Below are 20,700 nucleotides of genomic sequence, written 5' to 3'. Positions count from 1 at the left end.
GGAGTCTCCTTGTCCGCACCGAACCTCACCCGTGAGCAGGCGCTCGCACGGGCCGCGACGATCACCGTGGAGAACTACCGCGTCGAACTCGACCTGACGGGTCAGCCGACCGGTCCCGATACGAGCGCCGGTGAGACGTTCTTCTCCCGGTCCACCGTCACCTTCACCGCGCAGCCCGGCACGCAGACGTTCATCGATTTCGTCGGCGCCGGTGTGCGGTCCGCGGTGCTCAACGGCGTCCCGGTCGAGATCGGCGAGTACGACGAGTCCGTGGGCCTGACCGTGACCGGCCTGGCCGAGCGCAACGAACTCGTCGTCGAGGCCGACGCCGAATACTCGCACACCGGTGAGGGTCTGCACCGCTTCGTCGACCCCACCGACGACAAGGTCTACCTCTACTCGCAGTTCGAAACAGCCGATGCCAAGCGGATGTTCGCCTGCTTCGACCAGCCGGACCTGAAGGCGACCTACGACGTCGTCGTCACCGCGCCGCGGGACTGGGAGGTCATCTCCAACGGCGCGACCACCGACACCCAGCAGACCGGCGAGGTGGTCCGGCACACCTTCGCCACCACCCCGAAGATGAGCACCTACCTGGTCGCGCTGATCGCCGGTCCGTACGCGAAGTGGACCGACAGCTACGCCGACGACCACGGCGACATCCCGCTGGGCATCTACTGCCGCGCGTCGCTGGCCGAGCACATGGACGCCGAGCGGCTGTTCACCGAGACCAAACAGGGTTTCGGCTTCTATCACGCGAATTTCGGTGTGCCGTACGCGTTCGGCAAGTACGACCAGCTGTTCGTGCCCGAATTCAACGCGGGCGCAATGGAGAACGCGGGCGCGGTCACCTTCCTCGAGGATTATGTGTTCCGCTCCAAGGTGACTCGCGCCTCCTACGAGCGCCGTTGCGAGACAGTGCTGCACGAGATGGCGCACATGTGGTTCGGCGATCTGGTCACCATGAAGTGGTGGGACGACCTGTGGCTGAACGAGTCCTTCGCGACCTTCGCCTCGGTGCTGTGCCAGACCTCCGCGACCGAATACACCAGTGCCTGGACGACTTTCGCGAATGTCGAGAAGTCGTGGGCGTACCGGCAGGACCAGCTGCCCTCCACGCATCCGATCGCCGCGGACATCCCGGATCTGGCCGCGGTGGAGGTCAACTTCGACGGAATCACCTATGCCAAGGGCGCTTCGGTGCTCAAGCAGCTGGTCGCCTACGTCGGCGAGGAGCCGTTCCTGGCCGGGCTGCGCGACTACTTCGCCGACCACGCCTACGGTAACGCCACCTTCGACGATCTGGTCGGCGCGCTCGAAAAGTCTTCGGGCCGTGACCTTTCCAGCTGGGGCGCGCAGTGGCTCAAGACCACCGGCCTGAACATCCTGCGCCCGGAGTTCGAGGTGGCGGACGGCAAGTTCACCTCGTTCGCGGTGGTGCAGGAGGGCGCCGCGCCCGGCGCCGGTGAGTACCGCACGCACCGCCTGGCCATCGGCATCTACGACGATGAGAACGGAAAGCTGGTGCGCACCAAGCGTATCGAGCTCGACGTGGACGCCGCCGCACGCACCGAGGTGCCCGAACTGGTCGGCGTCGAACGCGGCAAGCTGGTGCTGATCAACGACGACGACCTCACCTACTGCTCGGTGCGGCTGGATCCGGAGTCCCTGGACACGGTCACCACCCGCATCGCCGATATCGCCGAATCGCTGCCGCGCACGCTGTGCTGGTCGGCCGCGTGGGAGATGACCCGTCAGGCCGAGATGCGGGCCCGCGATTTCGTCGCCCTGGTGCGCAGTGGTGTCGGCGCGGAGTCGGAAATCGGTGTGGTGCAACGTCTTCTGATGCAGGCGAACACCGCGCTGAGCAGCTACGCCGAACCGGACTGGGCCGCGGCCACCGGCTGGCCCGAATTCGCCGACCGGCTGCTGGAGCTGGCGCGGGCGGCCGAGGCGGGGTCGGATCATCAGCTCGCCTTCGTCAACGCGTTGACCGGCGCGCGGTTGTCCCCGGCGCATACCGAGGTGCTGCACGCGCTGCTGTCCGGCGATGCCGCGACGTCCGGGCTGCCCGGTCTGGTGGTCGACACCGATCTGCGCTGGCGTGTCGTGCAGGCACTGGCAGCATCCGGCGTCATCGATGCCGACGGTGTCGAAACACCGGTCATCGACAGCGAATTGGATCGCGACCAGACCGCCGCGGGCCGCCGTCAGGCCGCCTCCGCCGCGACCGCCCGCCCGCAGGCGCAGGTCAAGCAGAGCGCCTGGGATTCGGTGCTGACCGACGATTCGCTGCCGAACATCACCACCCGCGCCATCGTGGGCGGCTTCGCACCGGCCGGTCAGGCCGATCTGCTCGCCCCCTACGTCGAGCGCTACTTCGCCGAGATCCCGGCGGTGTGGGAGCGGCGTTCGAGCGAGGTCGCGCAGACCGTCGTGGTCGGCCTCTACCCGCACTGGGCGATCACCGACGAGGCCGTCGCCGTGGCGGACAAGTTCCTCGCCGACGACCATCCCCCGGCCCTGCGCCGCCTGGTGGTCGAGGGTAAAGCGGGCATCGAACGCTCCTTGCGCGCAAGGACTTTCGACGCCAGCTGAGTCAGGCGCGAACTAGCCGGCCCCCTTCCACCGTCGTGGGAGGGGGTCGGCGGCGTATCCGGCCCCTGCGTCGCAGCCTACATCGGCGCGCCGGACGATCCCGGACCGCCGAAAGACCGCCCCGTGGGCCGGGTCCGATAACTGCCGAACAGGTTGCTGCCCAACGACACTCGCCGATCGATGCGGTCGCTGAATGAAGTCGGCGGTCGGCAACGACATCACTTGGTCCGACGCGCACAGCACCTCTCGAATGGGCGTCGAACCGCCCTGCGACATTCCGCTCCGCGACCGCTGACGTTGCCGGTTTGACATCCGAAAGTGGTTGCACACCAGTTCAACTCGTCCCCGAAGCGTTCGCTGCTGTGAGCTGATCCGCCCAGAGCAGCGTGGCGCGATTTCCCGGCGTTCGCGCGGCATCGTGGAGGCATGGCTCAGGACGACAAGACTCCGATGTTCGGTTGGCGGATGCGCGAACAGCTGTTCGGCCGCCGCATTCTGGTACTGGACGGACCGTTGGACGACGACAACGGCACCGTGTTGATGACGCAACTGCTCACCCTCGCCGCCGAGGATCCCGACGCGCCCGTCTCGCTGTGGATCCACTCCCCCGGCGGTTCGGTGCCCTCGATGCTCGCGATCCGCGACACCATGCGGCTGATCCCGTGCGAGGTGTCCACGCTGGCGCTCGGATTGGCTTGCAGCGCAGGACAATTCCTGCTGTCCGCGGGCAGTCCCGGGCGACGTTTCGCGCTGCCGCACGCCCGCATCCTGATGCATCAGGGCTCGTCCGGGATCGGCGGCACCGCCGGTGAGGTCGAGGTGCAGGCGGACGATCTGCGGCACACGGTGAACACGGTGCTCGGCATCATCGCCGAGGACACCGGCCAGCGGTTCGACCGCATCTACGAGGATTCGCTGCACGATCGCTGGTTCACCGCCGAGCAGGCCCGGGCGTACGGCTTCGTGGACCGGATCGTGGACTCCTTCGACCAGATCATCCCGCAACGACCGCGCGTCGGCATCAACGCGTGACCGAGCCGACCACGACCGCAGAGGCGCACTCATGACCAGCTACACGATTCCCAATGTCATCGCCCAGCATCCGCGCGGCGAGCGGATCATGGACGTCTACTCGCATCTGCTCACCGAGCGGATCGTCTACCTGGGCACTCCCATCGACGCCGGTGTTGCGAACGCCCTCATCGCCCAACTGCTGCACCTGGACGCCGACAGCCCCGGCCAGGACATCAACCTCTACATCAACTGCGAGGGCGGCGACCTGCCCGCCATGCTCGCGGTCTACGACACCATGCAGTACATCCGGTCCCCCGTCGCGACCACCTGCGTCGGCCAGGCCATCGCCGTCAGCGCGGTGTTGCTGGCGGGTGGCTCGACCGGACGTCGCGCGATGCTCCCGCACGGCCGCGTCGTCCTGCACCAGCCCGCCACCCGAGGCCAGGGCGCGATCCCCGACCTCATCCTGCAAGCCGACGAGTTGGTCCGCATGCGCGCGGAAATCGAATCCATCCTGTCCCGCCACACCGGCCAGAACGTCGAAACCCTCCGCCACGACACCGACCGCGACCGTGTCTTCACCGCCCACACCGCCGTCGACTACGGCCTGATCGACCAGATCCTCGACCCCGTCGCGTGATCGGCCGCTGAACCCGCGGCCTCAGCGACACGGTTGCGGTGCTGCGATCGTGGGCGTACAACCACATCGACGATGTCGAGGCGGCCCGTACCTGGCACGCCGAACGGAATGCGACTGCAGCGCAAGGGAATACCGAACTCACCCGATGATCCGGATCGCTGCGGCCGACTGCCTACGACCACCGGCCATCGGCTCGACCTCGCCGACGGTGCAACCCGCCTACGGCGCGCCGACACATCCGCGACACGATATCCGAGAGCTCAGGCGGCAAGGGCGTACATCGTGGGACCCGAGTTGCGACGCGCCCCTGACGCGAATTCGGTGCGGTGCCGCTGATGTAGATCCCGCACGACCTGTTCGGTGAGGCCGACGAGGGTGACGCCCAGCGCTCCGGCCAGGGCGGCGACCATCTCGCTGGAGGGATCCTTGCGCCCGCGCTCGACCTCGGACAGGTACTGCGGCGAAACGCCTGCGCGCCCAGCGGTTTCGACGAGGGTCTCCCCCTGCTCACCGCGCAACGCGCGCAACCTCCGCCCGAGCGCCTCCCGCCACAGCGGCTCGCCGGTGTGCCGCGCCGGCGCGGGCCGAGGCGCATCCGGCCCGGTGCGTTCGTCTCGTCCGCCGGGGATGGCATGAAGTCGTGGATGCTCGGCCATGTTCCGAGCCTACGATCACCCCGCCCGCGGCACGCCTCGATTCTGCTCACAGCAGATATCGGGCCGCAGCTCATTCGTGGTGTCGACCGGGCGTGGTCAGATATACGACGGCCATATCGGAGGTCTCCTCGATCCAGCGTTGCCAGGAGATGCCGTCGGGGACGTTCTGCACCGTCAGCATGCGGTGGATGCAGCCGCCGAGCAGGACGCGGAAGACCGTCGCCAGAGCCGTCACCGGATCGGCGCGGCGGACCTGGGCCGCGTGGGCGCCCGCGGCGTCGAGGAACAGGCGCTGCATGACGGCCACCGCGCGGCCGGTCCGTTCCTGTTTCGCCTCACCGCCCTTGCCGCTCAACAGATGTGGGAACACATCGGTGCCCGCGGACAACCCGCGCACGATCGCGCCGGCGAACGCGTCCACGACACCCTCGAGCGAGTCGTCCGCGGCGGCCAGCGCCGCGGACAACTCACTCTCCATGTTGTCGATCAGGCGATCCTTCACCGCGTTGACCAGCTCTTCCCGGCCCGCGAACCGCCGGTACACCGCGCCGACCGACACCCCGGCCCGCTCGGCGACCCCGGCCATGGTGAACGCGTCGGGGCCCTCGGTGCGCAGGATGTCCTCGGCGGCGGCCAGCACCTTCCGCAGCGCCTCCCGGCTCCGCTCCTGCTGCGGGGGGCGCGGCCCCGCGGCACCCGTGACCTCGGCGCTCATGGCATGGAGGCTACCCGGGCACTACACCCGCAGATACGCGACCACCGGCGGCTCGGCCCCGGTCAGGTGGTAGTCGCCGACCCAGACCTCCTTGGCGTCGGTCGGATCGTGCAGGGAGAAGGTCCGGGCGTTGCGCCAGAAACGGTCGAAGCGGTACCGGTTCGACGCGCTGCGGGCGCCGGTCAAATCGAAGATGCCCGCGGTGACGTCGAGCGCGGCCTTCACGCACGCGACCTTGACCGCGAACGACTCGATGGTCAGGTCCAGATCGTCCATACCGCCGGCCACCTGCCCCGCGGTGCGCAGCAGGTACGCCCGCGCGGCGCCCAGGGTCGACACGTACTCCCCGATCCGCCGACGCACCAGGGGATCGGTTGTGGCGGAATCGAATTCGCCGGGCAACGTCGATCGGTCGAGTTTGCGGACGTAGTCCAGCGCCGCGTCCAGCGCGCCGTATCCGGGTCCGAGCATGATCGCGGAGTGCGCGAGGAACAGGGCCGACAACGCCCCGGGCGACATCCCGGGCCGCGGGAAATGGTAACCATCCGGCACGAAGACGTCGTTGTATTCGATTGTCTGACTGTGTGTTCCGCGCTGCCCCATCATGTCCCACTCGTGGGTGCACCGCACACCTTCGCTGTCCAGCGGCACCAGCGCGTGATAGCTCATCGGCTGGTCGTCCGGCGACATCCGCAGCCCGACGTTGGCCCAGCCGCCACCGCCGCTGTTGGTATTGAACGACTTCACCCCGCTGATCCGGATCCCGCCGGGCACGACGCGGCCGAGAACCGGTCGCGCGGAACCGGTTTCGGCATTCGAGGCGACCAGCCTGACACCGTCGCGCGTGATCAGCTCCGCCAGCTCGGCCTTGGTCGATTCGGGCAGACCGTTGTCGGTGCCGAAGATCTCGGTGGTCACCAACGTCTGCACGCTGTAGTTCATCCCCGCCGCCGAATCACCGGCGCACAGATCCAGCACGATCTCCAGGAAATCCTCGGTCAGCACGCCCGGATCGCCATCGGTGATACCGCCGTAACGCCGCGGCAGATGGAACTCGTACAGCCCGGCCTCCCAGATCTTGCGCATACTCTCGGCCGAGTCGGCGTTCTCGGCATCGGCGGCCGCGGCGCTGTCCGGCAACTCCCGCCGCAGCCTGCGCGCCCGCTCCTTCAACTCCTCGACCCGCCCGGCCAACTCGGGCGAACGTACTTCGGACTCTGCTCGGACCGTCATCCGGCCCTCCAATCGACGCGATAATGAGAATCACCATTCCGGTTTACTCAAGTCTGCCGAGTCGAGCCTGGCCGGTCAACGGGTATCTCCAGAATTGCTTGATCAGAACCATCTTTCACAGAAAAGAGGTACAGATCGCAACGCCGAAGCCCAATGAGGACTAGGATTACCGGAGCCATAGTTCACATTTTGCCGCGTCGTCCCCGCGTCCCCGCGTCCCCGCGTCCCCGCGTCCCCGCGTCCCCGCGTCCCCGCGTAGACAGTGGCGGTCAACGACTGCGTTGTGGTCCTCGGACAGCCGTACGTGTTGTCCCACAGGACCATCTCGAACGCACCGGCCGCACCGCGATCCGCCGACGCTCGTACAACGAGCGCACCACACCGGCACATACACACGATCCCGTGCACGAGCACGCACCTCAACCAGGTACGCGCCCGTGCACGGGATCGCGAAACAGTCTGTAGTTGTCCGAAGACGTCGATCAGCTGGGACGGCCGATAGCCGAACCCATGACCCGAACCGCCGAGACCAGCCCGTCGATCAGCTCACCTTGACGCAGCGAGCTGAGCAGCGCGGTCAGACCGAGCTGGCAGATCCGGTCGTTGACGCGGTCGGCGACGTCGCGGCCCGAACGGACCTCGACGGCCTTGTCGTTCGGGGAGACGGCGATGAGCACCGAACGCGCCGCCTCGGGCGTGTGCGGGAAGATCGCGTCCGCGCCCGCGGCCGAATCCGCGCCCAGCTCACCGATGAAGACGTTGAACCGGACCTTGGTAGCGCGGGTGACCTCGGTGAGCGTGTTGTCCATGATCAACCGCTCGGTGTCGCTGAACGGCGCCTCCCTGAACACGGTGCCCGGCTCGTGAACCCCGGACACGCGTCCGCTGGTGGTGACGACCCACCCGTGTGGGAGGTCTGCCTCGACCACCGCGGGCCAATTAGAACTTGCCACTTGCCCGGCCTCCGATCAGGTCCGACTCCGCGGATTCGATTGCGTCGTGGGCGCCGTGCGAGGCGTCGTGGTGGCCGTGGCCGGTCACCTCGTCGGTCGCGCTCCACAGCACCGGGTCCGCGGTCCACTTGTCGCCGAGGTTGTAGTGGACCGGCTTCTCCCCGGGATACGGTTTGCCGAGGAACGACAACCCCGCGATGACCGCGTAGATCACCAGCGGAATGCCGAGGAAGATCAGCACTGTCTCGAGAATGCTCACGACCCAACGGTAGACGATGCGCCCGGACGCCGTGCCGACTGGTGAGCTGTTCGCCCGCGCGTGTCGATTCCCGCACCCGCTACACCAGCCACACCGCCGTATCGGGCGGCAGCATCGCGCCGTCGAGCGGCACGCTGGACAGCAGCACCTCACCGGGCGGCAGCGGCGTCGGCACGGACGAGGTGTTGACCGCACAGATCAATCCACCCGCGCGCCGGAACGCCAGGCAGCCGACCGGACTGCCATACCACTCCAGCCCGTCACCGGCGAATTCCGGTCGCACACTGCGCAATTCGATCGCCATCCGGCACAGCGACACCATCGAGTCGAGCCGTTCGAGCTGCGACTCCACCGTCAGCCCGGCCCACTGCGGCGGGATCGGCAGCCAGGACTGCTCGGCGCTGGTGAAACCGAACGGCGGCTGCCGGCCCTCCCACGGGATCGGCACCCGGCACCCGTCGCGGCCGCGTTCGGTGTGCCCGGAGCGCTCCCACGTCGGATCGCGCAGCGCGTCCTCGGGCAGATCGTCGACATTGGGCAGGCCCAGTTCCGAACCGTTGTAGAGGAACACCGCACCCGGTAGGGCCAGTTCGAGCAGGATCATCGCGCGCGCCCGGCGCAGCCCCACCGCGCCGCCGCCGTACCGGGTCACCTCGCGTTCGATGTCGTGATTGGACAGCGTCCAGGTCGGCACGGCACCCACCGCGGCCACCGCTTCGATCGAATTATCGACCGCGGCACGGATTTTCGCGGCGTCGAAGGAGGTCTCGGCGAGGCGGAAGTTGAAGGCGAGATGGAGTTCGTCGGACCGCACGTACTCACCGAAACGCACGTTGTCATCGACCCACACCTCACCGATCGACACCGCGTCCGGGTACTCGTCGAGCACCTTGCGCAGGCGGCGGTGGATGTCGTGCACGCCCGGATCGTTGAAGCGCGGGTCGTTGTCGTCGTGCACGAGCATCGCGGTGTTGACCCGGTCCATATCGGGCAGGCCGGGCGGTTTGGCCATCCCGTGCGCGACATCGATCCGGAAACCGTCCACGCCGCGGTTCAGCCAGAACCGCATGGTCTGTTCGAAATCCGCGACGACCTCGGGATTCTCCCAGTTCAGATCGGGCTGTTCGGGCGCGAAGATGTGCAGGTACCACTGGCCGGGCTTACCGTTCGGCTCGGTGACGCGCGTCCACGCGGGACCGCCGAAGATGCTGGGCCAGTTGTTCGGCGGCTCGGCCCCCTTCGGGCCGCGGCCGTCGCGGAAGATGTAGCGCTCGCGTTCGGGGCTGCCGGGTGCGGCCCGCAACGCGGCGGTGAACCACGGATGCCGGTCACTGGTGTGATTGGGCACCAGATCCATGGTGACCCGCATCCCCCGGTCGTGCGCCTCCTCGAGCACCTCGTCGAGCACCGCGATATCGCCGAACAGCGGATCGATATCGCGCGGATCGCTGACGTCGTACCCGCCGTCGGCCATCGGCGAGCGCATCACCGGGCAGATCCACAGCGCGTCCACGCCGAGCAACTCCAGATAGCCGAGCCGCTCCAGCAGGCCACCCAGATCGCCCACCCCGTCACCGCCGGAATCGGCGAACGAGCGCGGATAGACCTGGTAGAACACGGCCGAGCGCCACCACTGCCCGCCGGGCGGACCGGACTCGAGCACTGTTGATTCGTCGGAAGCATCGGGCCCGGACGAGGCCGTCGGCACAACCACGGAGGACCCCATATCCGGCCCTACCGCCGGATCTCCGGGTGATGAAGGCGTCACGACACCCAATAGTGCCAAAGGTTTCCGGCGAAGGTGCGGCAACTACCTAGTGTTGGCGACATTCGGCAAATGATCAGCAGCCGATGCCCGCCGCCCGGAAAAGCTTTGGGTTGCACCAGGTTTTGTGCCACAAGGTTCAGAAAGTCGAGTTGACCAGCGAATTTGCCGCCATCTCCAGGTAATCGAGCAGCGCGCGGCGGTGTTCGTCGTCCAGCACCTCGGATCCGATCTCCTCGACCGCGATGCGCATACAGCGCAACCAGGCGTCGCGTTCGATCGGGCCGATCCGAAACGGCATGTGCCGCATGCGCAGTCGCGGATGTCCGCGCTCGTCGGAGTAGGTGCGCGGGCCGCCCCAGTACTGTTCGAGGAACATCCGCAGGCGACGTTCGGCCGGGCCGAGATCCTCCTCCGGATACAGCGGGCGCAACACCTCGTCGGCGGCGACCTCACGATAGAACGTCGCCACCAGCCGGTGGAAGGTCTCCGCGCCGCCGACCGCCTCGTAGAACGTCGCCGGTTCCGTCACCTGTCGCTCACCGGCCACCTGCTCGCTCCTTCATCGCCTCGTGCGCGGCAACCGGACGTCATCCGGGCCGCCTACCGTCCCTCGCGGCCGAATGGGCCCGCCGCATTCGAAGCATAGTCGGCGGCGGCGAACCGGCCGGTCGAGCGTGGGACGGCCGCCGATCACGCGTTGTTCACCCGAACGTGCCCGACAATGTGCGAAATACTCGTGCATTGGTACGGGTTCCGTGGTCAACTGGGTGGCAGTGTCTGTGCCCAGATACCACACGAACCGGACTACACGAATTCGGGGTCCTCATGAAGCAGCGGCACGGCGCTCGGTCACAAGAGGCCAGAGCGCATCGACAACTCCAGCCCGCCGACGTCCACAATCGTGGGTCGGGGGCCATTCCGCTGCACATCCTGTCCGACCATTCCCATCCCGATCGTGACCACCCCGATCGCGAGCATTCCGAACATTCTCCCTGCGACACTCCGGTGCATCGCAATCTGGAAAATCCACCGCAGCCAGCATGGCGCAAGCGCCGGGTGCTGCTTCTGAACGCCACCTACGAGCCGCTGACCGCCCTGTCCGCACGTCGCGCCATCGTGCTGCTGATCTGCGACAAGGCCGATGCCGTGCACCACAACGCCGAGGGTCCGGTCGTGCATTCGGCCGGTGCGTCGATCGCGCTGCCCTCGGTGATCCGACTGCGCAACTACGTCCGAGTCCCCTATCGCGCGCGCGTCCCGATGACCCGCGCGGCCCTCATGCACCGCGACCGATACCGCTGCGCCTACTGCGGCGGCAAGGCCGAGACCATCGATCACGTCATCCCGCGCAGCCGCGGCGGCGCGCACTCCTGGGAGAACTGCGTCGCCTCCTGCGCACCCTGCAACCATCGCAAGGCCGACAAGATGCTCAGCGAACTCGGCTGGACCCTCCGCCACCCGATGGTCGCTCCCAAGGGCCCGCACTGGCGGCTGCTGTCCACCACCGCCGACCTGGACCCGGTGTGGTTGCAGTACCTCGGCGAGGGCGCGGCGTAATCCGGCGCCGGCAACCGTCGTCGACCGGAATGTGTTGCGGCGGAAGGGGTCAGATGAAGTCGCTGGCGAGCATGCCCCAGGTGCCGGGTTCGAGGGCCTCGAAGACGTGGGGGCGGTCGCCGGGGTAGCAGATGTAGTCGCCCGGATGTAGTTCGGCGGGGTCGTCGGCAGGGCCGACCATGGCGCGGCCGGCGGCCAGCAGGACGTGTTCGACGCTGCCGTGCAGGTGTGGGTCCGAGTCGCGGGGGTGGCCGGGTTCGGCGGTGATGCGGAACAGGTCGCGGCGGACGTTGGGCGGGGCGGCGGCGAGCAGGGTGGCCCGGTAGCGCGAGGTGGAGGACGCGACCTCCGGGCCCTGACCGGCGCGGATCACCCGGACCTGCGGTTGCGGCGGGTCCAGCAGATTCGAGAACGGGATGCCCAGGGCGGTGCACAGCGCCCACAGGGTTTCGATACTCGGATTGCCCGAACCCGATTCCAGTTGCGACAGCGTCGATTTCGCGATTCCGGCGCGCTTGGCGACCTCGGTGAGCGAGAGCCCGGACCGGGCGCGCTCACGGCGCAGTCCGGCCGCGATCGTCTGCTGCGGGGTCGATTCGGGAACGCTTTCCTGCTCGGTCATGGTGATTCCGAAGGGTACATGGGGTGTGCTCCGGGCGACGTTGACGAACCGCGATGCGGTGTTCACTATAGAAGTCGTGCGTTCGATACAACGAACACTGAGTCGCGGTGACCTCACCGGAATCGCAGCGGTCTGCCTGGCCGTCTGCGTGATCGGCGTGTCCTACGGGGCCACGGCGGTCACCTCCGGACTGCCCGCCTGGCTGCCGATCGTACTCAGTGTGCTGGTGCTGGCCGGCGGCTCGGAATTCCTCTTCGTCGGCATTATCGCCGCAGGTGGCGGACCGATCGCGGCGGTATTGGCCGGACTGCTGGTCAATGCCCGGCATCTACCGTACGGGCTGGCCCTGCCCGACGTGCTGGGCACCGGTTGGCGGCGACTGCTCGGCACGCACGTCATGAACGACGAATCGGTCGCCATGGCACTGGGCGAATCCGATCGCGAACGCAGCCGCGCTGCCTACTGGCTCTGCGGCCTGGGCGTGCTGCTGGCCTGGCCGGTGGGCGCGCTGCTCGGCGTCGGCCTGGGCACCGCGGTCCCGAATCCGGACGAGTTCGGGCTGGACGCGGTGTTCCCCGCCGTACTCATCGCGCTGGCGCTGCCCGCCCTGCGAGATCGTCGAACCCGGCACGCCGCGTTGGCCGGAGCCGTGGTGGCCGTGGTCGCCGCCGTGTTCCTACCCGCAGGTCTGCCGGTACTGCTGGCCCTGCCCGCCGCGTTCGTCGTGCTCACCGCACAACATATGACCGACAAACTGCGCGGTCGTCGGGGTGATGTGATCACGAGAATGCTGCCCGCTCCCCACCGCGACTCGCTACAGCCGACAACAGCCACAACGAGTGCGACCCCCGGTTCATCGGATGCGATAGCCGATCCTTCGAATGCGATGATCGGTCCATCGGGTGCCACGGTCACACCGTCGAACACGGCAATCAGCTATTTGAGTGAGACAACCGACCCGAGGCGCGCGGCCGCTGCGACAACCGGCCCGACGTACGCGAGCGACCCAACGAGCATGGCAGTCGGGTCATCGAACGCGGAACGGATTGCGGCGTCATGAATGTCGCGTTGATCGCCGGGGCCGCTTGTCTGGCTGTCGGTACGTTCGGGATTCGGTTGGCCGGGCCGGTGTTGCGACGGCGGCTGACGTTTCCGCCTCGGATCGCTCAATTTCTGGAGATCGGGTCGGTTGTGCTGTTGACCGCGTTGGCGGTGACCACCCTCGTTCCGGCCGATCATCGGGCTCGATTCGCACTGCCCGCCGGGGTGCTGGTCGCGGTGGTGCTCGCCTGGCGGAAGGTGCCGTTGGTGGTGGTCGCCATCGGTGCCGCGGCCACCACGGCGCTGTTGCGTTTGGCCGGAGTCGCCTGACGCTGCCGGAGTCGCCCGAGCACTGCGCTTCGTAACTTCGGCATAAGCGCTGCGAGTCGCGCTCAGCAATTTCTCAGCGGGCCTGTGCGAGCCTGGATGATCTGTCCGGGCACGGTGCGGGGCGACGAGCGGCCGCACCTCGATCGAGAAATCGAGGATATGACCAGCGACATCCTGAGCTTGGATCCAGCCGGTATCGATGGATCCTGGTACGTCGACACGACCCGGTTCGCCAGGGACACCTCCTGGCTGAATACCCCGATGACCGTATACAGCGGAGTCGGGGTCGGGCTGTTCGTGGTGTTCATGGTCATCGGCTGGTGGCTCGCCCGCCGACGTGACGCGTCGGTGATGGCCGCGGCGCTGGCGGTGCCGTTCGTCGCGGTCATCGCCTATGTCGTCAACGACGCGATCAAGCTGATCATCTCCGAACGGCGTCCCTGCTACCGGTTCCCCAGCGCATTCCTGCTGGAGAAATGCCCCGCGCCGGACGACTACTCCTTTCCGAGCAATCACACCGTCGTGGTGTTCGCCATGGCGGTGGCGCTACTGGTGGTCAACCGGCGACTCGGCATCTGGGCATTCGTCGCCGCGACGATCATGGGGATCTCCCGGGTGTACGTGGGCGCGCACTATCCGCACGACGTCCTCGCCGGAGCCATCGTGGGTGTGGTCGTCGGTTACTTCACCGCAATTCTGTTGCGGCGCTACGTCACTCCCCTGGTGAACCGGCTGTCGGACGGGCCGTTGCGTCCGGTGCTGACCGCAGCCGCACCCGTGCACACCTAGTACCGCCTCGACGAGACAGTTCGACGCGCAAACAGGGGGTCAGCGCGCGAGCAGGGCCGGTCCGCGACGACGAGCCACCGAACCGTAGCGGGCGTCCAGACGCAGCCAGGTGCGGCTGGCCCGGACCCGGACGATCTCACCGGGAGCGATCCGCCGCGCATCGGGACGATCACCCCCGTGCGGGATGAAATCCATTGCGGTCAGCGCGAACACCACGCGCATCGGCACCTCGGCCCGCTCTCCCGCCCCGGTGACGGTCAGCACGGTCTGCTCCAGCAGCGAGGCGGGCGGACCGTGTCCACTGCCGTGTTCGGCGGCCAATTCCACACCGCGCTCGGCCAATTCGACCAACGAACGGGCCGGAATGTCGTCGATGTGGCTGAAACCCGTCACCGGCGGCAGCGCGGTACGCCAGGCCGAATCCATGGAGAATCCGAGATCGATCCGGCCGTCCGACGCGGGCGCGCGTAGACCGGTCAGCAACACATCCCCACCGGCGGTGACATCGTCGACACCGAGTTCACCGACCACCGTGCGCACCGCCAGCACCTCGAAACTCGTTGCGGCCCAAGCGGAGACGTAGCGATCACCGCGACGTCGCAGCCGGATCACCGCGGCCGGGTCCAGGCGCACGGCGCGACCGACGAAGGTGCTGAGGTTCTCGCGTTCGGCGGGATCGGGAACCAGCAGCGTTCCCTGTCCGGGCATCATCGCCGTATCGTCACTTCCACAGCGCCAGATAGTCGCGCTCGCTCGGGGTCAACCGGCGCAGGCGCTGGGTATCGATGTCGAAGGCGGCCATCTGCGTGGTCGCGATCACCGACGCCCGCGAATCCGGCGCCGCACCCGCGGCCCGCACCTCGTACCCGATGGTGAAATCCACCGCCCGCAACTGCTCGACCCACATCGACACGTCCAGCGGCGTGTCCTCGTGCCGCAACTGCCCCTTGTACTGCACATGCAGATCGACCAGCACGCACCCGGTGCGCAACCCGTCGGTCGGCTTCCCCTCACCGAACAGCCACGGAATCCGCGCCTCCTCCAGCAACGTCACCATCCGAGCGTGGTTGATGTGCTGGAACACATCCATATCGGACCACCGCACCTCGACCTTGGTGTGGAAATGCCGCGGCGCCTCGGCCTCGACACCCCCGTCACTCTGCGGCGAGTCGACACTGGTCACGCGATACCTCCCGATAGAAGCACTGAGCCCGTCCGGCGCCACCGCCACACCGCGCGGACCGAATCGGCTACCCAGTATGCCGGGCAGCGCGCACCGGACCAGCATCGAGTGGTCGTTCCGAACCCACGGCTGCGCGTCCCGCCGGTCGCCCGGATCAGGGCGACCGGCGGGACGACGTTCAGCGCAGGTCGGACTGCACGCCGACGCCGCTGACCATGCTGCGGACCTGGCGGGCCGCGACCGACAGGGTGGCCAGGTCGTGGGTGCCGGATTGGAACAGTTCCGACAGGGCGGCGCGGGCGCGGCCGAGGCGGGCCTGGTTCTTCGACTCCCAGTAGGCGATCTTCTCCTCGGCGGTCTCCTCCGGATCACCGGCCGAGAGCACGTCCAGGGTGAGCGAACGCAGCGAGGAGTACATGTCGTCACGCAGCGCGAGACGAGCCAGGGCGTGCCAGCGATCACCGCGTTCGAGGTGGCTGACCGCCTGCAACAGCCAGTCGACCTTGAGGTGTTCGTTGAGCGCGTAGTACAGCGCGCCCACCTCGGCGCCGTCGCGTTCGGTGATGTCGGCGATATCGATGATGTCCAGCAGCGGGAACAGATTGAGCAGGCCGAACACCTCGGTGGCCAGGGCCTCCGGCGCGCCGCGGGCGATCAGTTTCGTCGACTGTTCCTGGAGGGTGTCGATGTGGTGACCGCGCAGCCACCCCGGCACCTCCGGCGCGAGCGCCCGCACCTGCTCGTTGTACCGGTGTATCTCCGACCCGACCGCGACCGGCTGCGGCCGGTTGCTCAGCAACCAGCGCGAGGCCCGATCGAGGGTCCGCTTGGTCTCGAGCTCCAGATCGTCCTTGACTGCGACGGAGGTGTCCGCGGCCCGGATCCGCTCCCAGATCGAGTGCAGATCGAAGATCTGGCTCGCCGCCGCGAACGCCCGCACCGAATCGCCGGTGCCCGCGCCGATCTCCTCGTTCAGCCGATGCGCGTAGGTGATACCGCCCAGATCCACCATCTCGTTGACGACCATGGTGGTGACGATCTCGCTGTGCAGCCGATGCCGCTTGATCGCCGCGCCGAACCGCTCCCGCAACGGCACCGGGAAGTACTCCGGCAGCCGCGCCGAGAAGTACGGGCTGTCCGGTAGATCGGTCTCGAGCAGATCGGCCTTGAGCGAAAGCTTCACGTGCGCCATGAGATTCGCCAATTCGGGCGAGGTCAGACCGGTACCGATCTCGGCCCGGCGGTTCATCTCCGCGTCCGAGGGCAGCGCCTCGAGTTCGCGATCCAGCCCGCGACGCTCTTCCAGATCGTCGATGACGCGCATGTGCACATTCAGCATGCGCGGCGCCTCGGTGCGGGACATCCCCATCAGGAAGTTCTGGGATACGTTGTCCGCCAACACCATCGAGGACACGTCGTCGGTCATCGAGGCCAGCAGCGCGTTGCGGTCGCCCGCGGGCAGCTCACCGCTGGTCACCACGCCGTCGAGCAGCACCTTGATATTGACCTCGTGGTCCGAGCAGTCCACGCCCGCGGAGTTGTCCAGCGCGTCGGTGTTCATCTTGCCGCCGTTGGCGCAGAACTGGATTCGGCCCAGCGCGGTGGCGCCGAGGTTGCCGCCCTCGCCGATCACCTTGACCCGCATGGCATTCGCGTTGACCCGGATCGCGTCGTTGGCCTTGTCGCCGACCTCGGAGTTGGATTCGCTCGACGCCTTCACGTAGGTGCCGATACCTCCGTTCCACAGCAGATCCACCGGGGACAGCAGGATCGCGCGCATCAATTCCGGGGGCGAGAGCGTGGTGACGTTGTCAGCCAGGCCCAGCGCGGCGCGCGCCTGCGGGCTGATCGGCACCGCCTTGACCGTGCGGTCGAATACCCCGCCACCGGCGCTGATCAGGGATTTGTCATAATCCGCCCAGGACGACCGCGGCAGCGCGAACATCCGCTCCCGCTCCACGAACGACGTGGCCGCATCCGGATTCGGGTCCAGGAAGATGTGGCGGTGATCGAACGCGGCCACCAGGCGAATGTGGCGTGAGAGCAGCATGCCGTTGCCGAACACGTCACCCGACATGTCACCCACACCGACGACAGTGAAATCCGTTGTCTGCGTGTCGATATCCATCTCGGCGAAGTGCCGCTTCACGCTCTCCCACGCGCCCTTGGCGGTGATGCCCATGGCCTTGTGGTCGTAGCCCGCCGAACCACCCGACGCGAACGCGTCGCCGAGCCAGAACCCGTACGACTGCGCGACCTCGTTGGCGATGTCGGAGAACGTCGCGGTGCCCTTGTCCGCGGCCACCACCAGATATGTGTCGTCACCATCGCGGCGCACCACGCGCTCGGGCGGGATCACCGCACCCGACGCGTGATCCACGTTGTCGGTCACATCCAGCAGACCCGAGATGAACGTCCGATAGCACGCGATCCCCTCGGCCTGCATCGCCTGCCGGTCCGCGCCCGGATCACCGGTCGCGGCGGGCGGGTGCTTCACCACGAAACCGCCCTTGGCACCGACCGGCACGATCACGGCGTTCTTGACCGCCTGCGCCTTCACCAGCCCCAGGATCTCGGTCCGGAAATCCTCCAGCCGGTCGGACCATCGCAACCCGCCACGGGCCACGGGCCCGAACCGCAGGTGCACACCCTCGACCCGAGGCGAGTACACGAAGATCTCGAATTGTGGCCTGGGCTTGGGCAATTCGGCGATTTCCTGCGGTTCCACCTTGATCGACAGGTAGGAGCGGGGTTCGCCGTTCTCGTCGGTGCGGTAGTAGTTGGTCCGCAACGTCGCCTTCACCAGGCTCAGGATCGCGCGCAGGATGCGGTCGGCATCCAGGCTCACCACCTCGTTGATCCGCTCGGCCACCGCCTGCTCGAGCTCGGCGGCCCGTTCCGGCGAGGCGGAATCGGGATCGAACAGCGCCGCGAACAGCTCCACGAACAACCGCGCCGCATCGGGGGCGGCCAGCAGCACGCGGGCGATATTGGCCTGGCTGTAGGGGAAATCGGCCTGTTGCAGGTACCTCGAGTAGGCGCGCAGGATCGAGACCGTGCGCCAGTGCAGACCGGCGCGCAGGACCAGTTCGTTCAGTGCGTCGGCCGAGGCGCGGCCGTACCAGAGCGCGTCGAACGCCTCGGTGAAACGCTCGCGCAGACCGCGCTCCTGGGCCTCGAACATGTCGAGCCGCTCGGGGGTCTCGATGAGTTCGGCGTCCATGTTCCGGTCCAGCGCGCGGCTGAGCAGATCCGGGCGGGCCTGGAGGCCGAAATCGTAGATCCAGCACTCCCGGTCGTCCTCGAAGGACACCTGGTACGGACGCTCGTCGACCACCTCGACGCCCAGGCTCTGCAACAGCGGCAGCACCTGGCTCAGCGAGACGCCGCTGCCCACGTAGAGCGTGAAACGCCATGAGCCGGAATCGGATCCGGGCCGCCGATACAGATGCTGCTCGATGCGGTCGCCGCCCAGATGTTCGAGCCGTACCACATCGGCCAGCGCGCGGGCCGGATCGAAATCGGCCTTGTACGCCTCGGGCAGCGCATCGGAATACCGTTGCACGACAGCGGGATCGAGCACCGTGGAGCTGGACACCACCTCGCGCAGCTCGTCGTCCCAGGTGTGGCTCGCCTGGCCGAGCAGATCCTGGATGCGCAGCCGGTTCGCCTCCGAGGCGTCCACCGGGGTGCCCGGCTGCGCGAGGCGCACGGTGAAATACACACTGGCGAGCTCGTTCTCGGACACCCGCGCGGAATAGTCGATGGAGACGCCGCCCAGTTCGCGGACCAGGATCTCCTGCATCTCGAGCCGGACCGCGGTGGTGTAGCGGTCGCGCGGCAGATACACCATGCAGGCCACGAAACGACCGTAGGAGTCCGAGCGCAGGAACAGCCGAACCTGCCGTCGCATACCGACATTCAGCACCGCACCGGCCGTGCGACGCATCGTCTCGGCGTCCGAGGAGAACAGCTCGGTGCGCGGGAAGGACTGGATCACCTCCAGCATGGCCTGCCCGGAGAAGGACTCCAGATCGAATCCGCTGGCCTCGATGACCGACCGGACCCGGCGCTCGATCACCGGGATGTCCAGCACGTTCTCGTGCAGTGCGGCGACGGTGAACACGCCGATGAAGACGTGTTTCCCGATCAGCGCGCCGGTGTCGTCGAAGTCCGCGACACCGATGAAGTAGGGGTAGACCGAGCGGTGCACCGTGGCCGGGACCAGCCCCTGGGTCAGCATCAGCAGTGGACGGTCACCGCCGTTGACGGGAACGCGGAAGTCGGTGCCCACGTCCGGGCGCAGCACGCCGAGGCAACTGTCCGGCACCACAACGGATTTCGTCGCCGTGGCGGCGCGCTCGTAGCGGGCGTAACCGAGCACGGTGAAGTGACCGTCGGCCAGCCAGCGCAGCAGATTCGCGCAGTCGATCAGATCGGTCGAGGAGAACGGCGCGGTGCCGTTCTTCGCGGCGAGTTTCAACGCCCCAGCGAGGGTGTCCTGCACGGTGCGCATGGCCTGGGTGTCGCCGATGACCTGGCGCACGTCGGTGAGGACGTCGGGGATCTCGTTCTCCACCCGCGCCAGCAGTTCGCGGCTGGTCGAGGGATGCAGTTGCACATGCATCCAGGACTCGCGCAGCCCGATCATGCCGTGGCCGTCCACCTCGTGCGCGGCGGCGGATTCGAGACGTCCGTCGGCGTCGCGGATCACCTCGAAGATCGGGTGGATCACCTCGCTGACGCTGACTCCGATCCTGGTCAGTGCGGCCGTGACCGATTCGACCAGCATGGGCATGTCATCGGTGACGAGCTGGACCGCCGCACCCAGCCCGGTGTTGTCGTCGGGGTGGTGGACCAGGACGCGACGCTCGCCCGCGCGCCGCTGCATACCGAGCTCGAGGTGTCGGCGGAACACCAGACTCGAACTTCCGCTGATAGCACAGTCCACATCGCCGGTGTCCGCATGGCGGAAATAGGCTTCCTCGAGCGTCGCGAGTTCGCCCCGCAGCGGCTCCGGTAACCCCGCCGCCCAAGCGGCACTGGACAATTCGGACGAGACCGTCATTTTCTTCGCCAACTCCTCGGATTAGGTTCCGTAACAAAGTGACGCCGGAGTCGAGGGTAGCTGGGCGTCGCGAACGCTGAAGGAAATACTTCCCAAAGCTTCGGCGACGCCCAGCCGCCAATGCGGCCCGGTTGGTCCTACCTCACTCGGACATGACCGAACTACCAGGTGAAGCCCGACATATGTTGCGCCCGTTGCACGTTGGGCGATTCTATCCAATTGTGGCGAAACACACGTTTCGCCGGAGGGTTACCGCGCGGTAGCGGCGCCGGGG

General features: G+C 67.4%; 18 protein-coding genes. 7 read left to right on the top strand and 11 right to left on the bottom strand.

Annotated elements, in window-relative coordinates:
• Positions 1-9 precede the first annotated feature (9 nt).
• The 3 genes from pepN (at position 10) to NRB20_RS16965 (ending at position 4,252) form a co-directional block, all read left to right on the top strand.
• A complete protein-coding gene (gene pepN, locus NRB20_RS16975) occupies positions 10-2,598 on the top strand; it encodes an aminopeptidase N (RefSeq protein WP_153411075.1) in 2,589 nt (862 codons plus the stop codon).
• 426 nt (positions 2,599-3,024) lie between these two features.
• Positions 3,025-3,630 (top strand): ClpP family protease, encoded by a 606-nt coding sequence (locus NRB20_RS16970; protein ID WP_153411074.1) that lies wholly within the window; start codon positions 3,025-3,027, stop codon positions 3,628-3,630.
• Between the two features lie 31 nt (positions 3,631-3,661).
• Entirely contained in the window at positions 3,662-4,252 is a 591-nt protein-coding gene (locus NRB20_RS16965; protein WP_153411073.1) for a ClpP family protease, read from the top strand.
• A gap of 260 nt (positions 4,253-4,512) precedes the next feature.
• Here NRB20_RS16965 and NRB20_RS16960 read toward each other — a convergent pair whose 3' ends face one another.
• The 7 genes from NRB20_RS16960 to NRB20_RS16930 all read right to left on the bottom strand — a co-directional run bounded on the left by NRB20_RS16960 (position 4,513) and on the right by NRB20_RS16930 (position 10,383).
• Positions 4,513-4,908, bottom strand: a complete 396-nt coding sequence (locus tag NRB20_RS16960) for a helix-turn-helix domain-containing protein (protein WP_153411072.1) — start codon at positions 4,906-4,908, stop codon at positions 4,513-4,515.
• 70 nt (positions 4,909-4,978) lie between these two features.
• A complete protein-coding gene (locus NRB20_RS16955; protein ID WP_153411071.1) occupies positions 4,979-5,623 on the bottom strand; it encodes a TetR/AcrR family transcriptional regulator in 645 nt (214 codons plus the stop codon).
• Between the two features lie 21 nt (positions 5,624-5,644).
• Complete coding sequence (locus tag NRB20_RS16950) at positions 5,645-6,856, bottom strand: acyl-CoA dehydrogenase family protein (protein WP_153411070.1); 1,212 nt, start codon at positions 6,854-6,856, stop codon at positions 5,645-5,647.
• Between the two features lie 482 nt (positions 6,857-7,338).
• Positions 7,339-7,809 carry a DUF5130 family protein gene (locus tag NRB20_RS16945; protein ID WP_319945022.1) on the bottom strand — a complete coding sequence of 157 codons (471 nt, stop codon included), beginning with the start codon at positions 7,807-7,809 and terminating at the stop codon, positions 7,339-7,341.
• Complete coding sequence (gene ctaJ, locus NRB20_RS16940; RefSeq protein ID WP_319945021.1) at positions 7,796-8,068, bottom strand: aa3-type cytochrome oxidase subunit CtaJ; 273 nt, start codon at positions 8,066-8,068, stop codon at positions 7,796-7,798. The genes NRB20_RS16945 and ctaJ overlap by 14 nt, the downstream gene beginning before the upstream one ends.
• Positions 8,069-8,147: 79 nt before the next feature.
• Entirely contained in the window at positions 8,148-9,794 is a 1,647-nt protein-coding gene (locus NRB20_RS16935) for a glycoside hydrolase family 13 protein (RefSeq protein ID WP_153411069.1), read from the bottom strand.
• 178 nt (positions 9,795-9,972) lie between these two features.
• Positions 9,973-10,383 (bottom strand): globin, encoded by a 411-nt coding sequence (locus NRB20_RS16930; RefSeq protein WP_319945019.1) that lies wholly within the window; start codon positions 10,381-10,383, stop codon positions 9,973-9,975.
• A 278-nt stretch (positions 10,384-10,661) separates the two neighbouring features.
• Between NRB20_RS16930 and NRB20_RS16925 the strand changes: the two genes are divergently transcribed.
• Complete coding sequence (locus NRB20_RS16925; protein ID WP_194289888.1) at positions 10,662-11,393, top strand: HNH endonuclease; 732 nt, start codon at positions 10,662-10,664, stop codon at positions 11,391-11,393.
• 49 nt (positions 11,394-11,442) lie between these two features.
• On the opposite strand, the gene NRB20_RS16920 is transcribed toward NRB20_RS16925, so the two are convergent.
• Positions 11,443-12,015: a helix-turn-helix domain-containing protein gene (locus NRB20_RS16920; protein WP_153411068.1), complete on the bottom strand. Its 573-nt coding sequence runs from the start codon at positions 12,013-12,015 to the stop codon at positions 11,443-11,445.
• A 76-nt stretch (positions 12,016-12,091) separates the two neighbouring features.
• On the opposite strand from NRB20_RS16920, the gene NRB20_RS39770 reads away from it, so the two are divergent.
• From NRB20_RS39770 to NRB20_RS16905, 3 genes are all read left to right on the top strand, one after another.
• Positions 12,092-13,075, top strand: a complete 984-nt coding sequence (locus tag NRB20_RS39770; RefSeq protein ID WP_454786542.1) for an AzlC family ABC transporter permease — start codon at positions 12,092-12,094, stop codon at positions 13,073-13,075.
• Positions 13,072-13,386 (top strand): AzlD domain-containing protein, encoded by a 315-nt coding sequence (locus NRB20_RS16910; protein WP_153411066.1) that lies wholly within the window; start codon positions 13,072-13,074, stop codon positions 13,384-13,386. The genes NRB20_RS39770 and NRB20_RS16910 overlap by 4 nt, the downstream gene beginning before the upstream one ends.
• Before the next feature lie 159 nt (positions 13,387-13,545).
• Positions 13,546-14,175, top strand: coding sequence for a phosphatase PAP2 family protein (locus NRB20_RS16905; protein ID WP_153411065.1), 630 nt, complete (start codon positions 13,546-13,548; stop codon positions 14,173-14,175).
• Positions 14,176-14,214: 39 nt separating this feature from the next.
• Here the strand turns inward: NRB20_RS16905 and NRB20_RS16900 are convergent, their stop codons facing one another.
• The 3 genes from NRB20_RS16900 to NRB20_RS16890 form a co-directional block, all read right to left on the bottom strand.
• Positions 14,215-14,883, bottom strand: coding sequence for a hypothetical protein (locus NRB20_RS16900; RefSeq protein ID WP_406603843.1), 669 nt, complete (start codon positions 14,881-14,883; stop codon positions 14,215-14,217).
• Positions 14,884-14,896: 13 nt separating this feature from the next.
• Entirely contained in the window at positions 14,897-15,358 is a 462-nt protein-coding gene (locus NRB20_RS16895; protein WP_319945018.1) for an acyl-CoA thioesterase, read from the bottom strand.
• A gap of 178 nt (positions 15,359-15,536) precedes the next feature.
• Positions 15,537-20,426: an NAD-glutamate dehydrogenase gene (locus NRB20_RS16890; RefSeq protein WP_153411062.1), complete on the bottom strand. Its 4,890-nt coding sequence runs from the start codon at positions 20,424-20,426 to the stop codon at positions 15,537-15,539.
• Positions 20,427-20,700: the final 274 nt, after the last annotated feature.

It is taken from the genome of Nocardia macrotermitis (assembly GCF_009604405.1).
GTDB lineage: Bacteria > Actinomycetota > Actinomycetes > Mycobacteriales > Mycobacteriaceae > Nocardia > Nocardia macrotermitis.
This window is presented reverse-complemented; position numbering and strand designations above follow the sequence as displayed.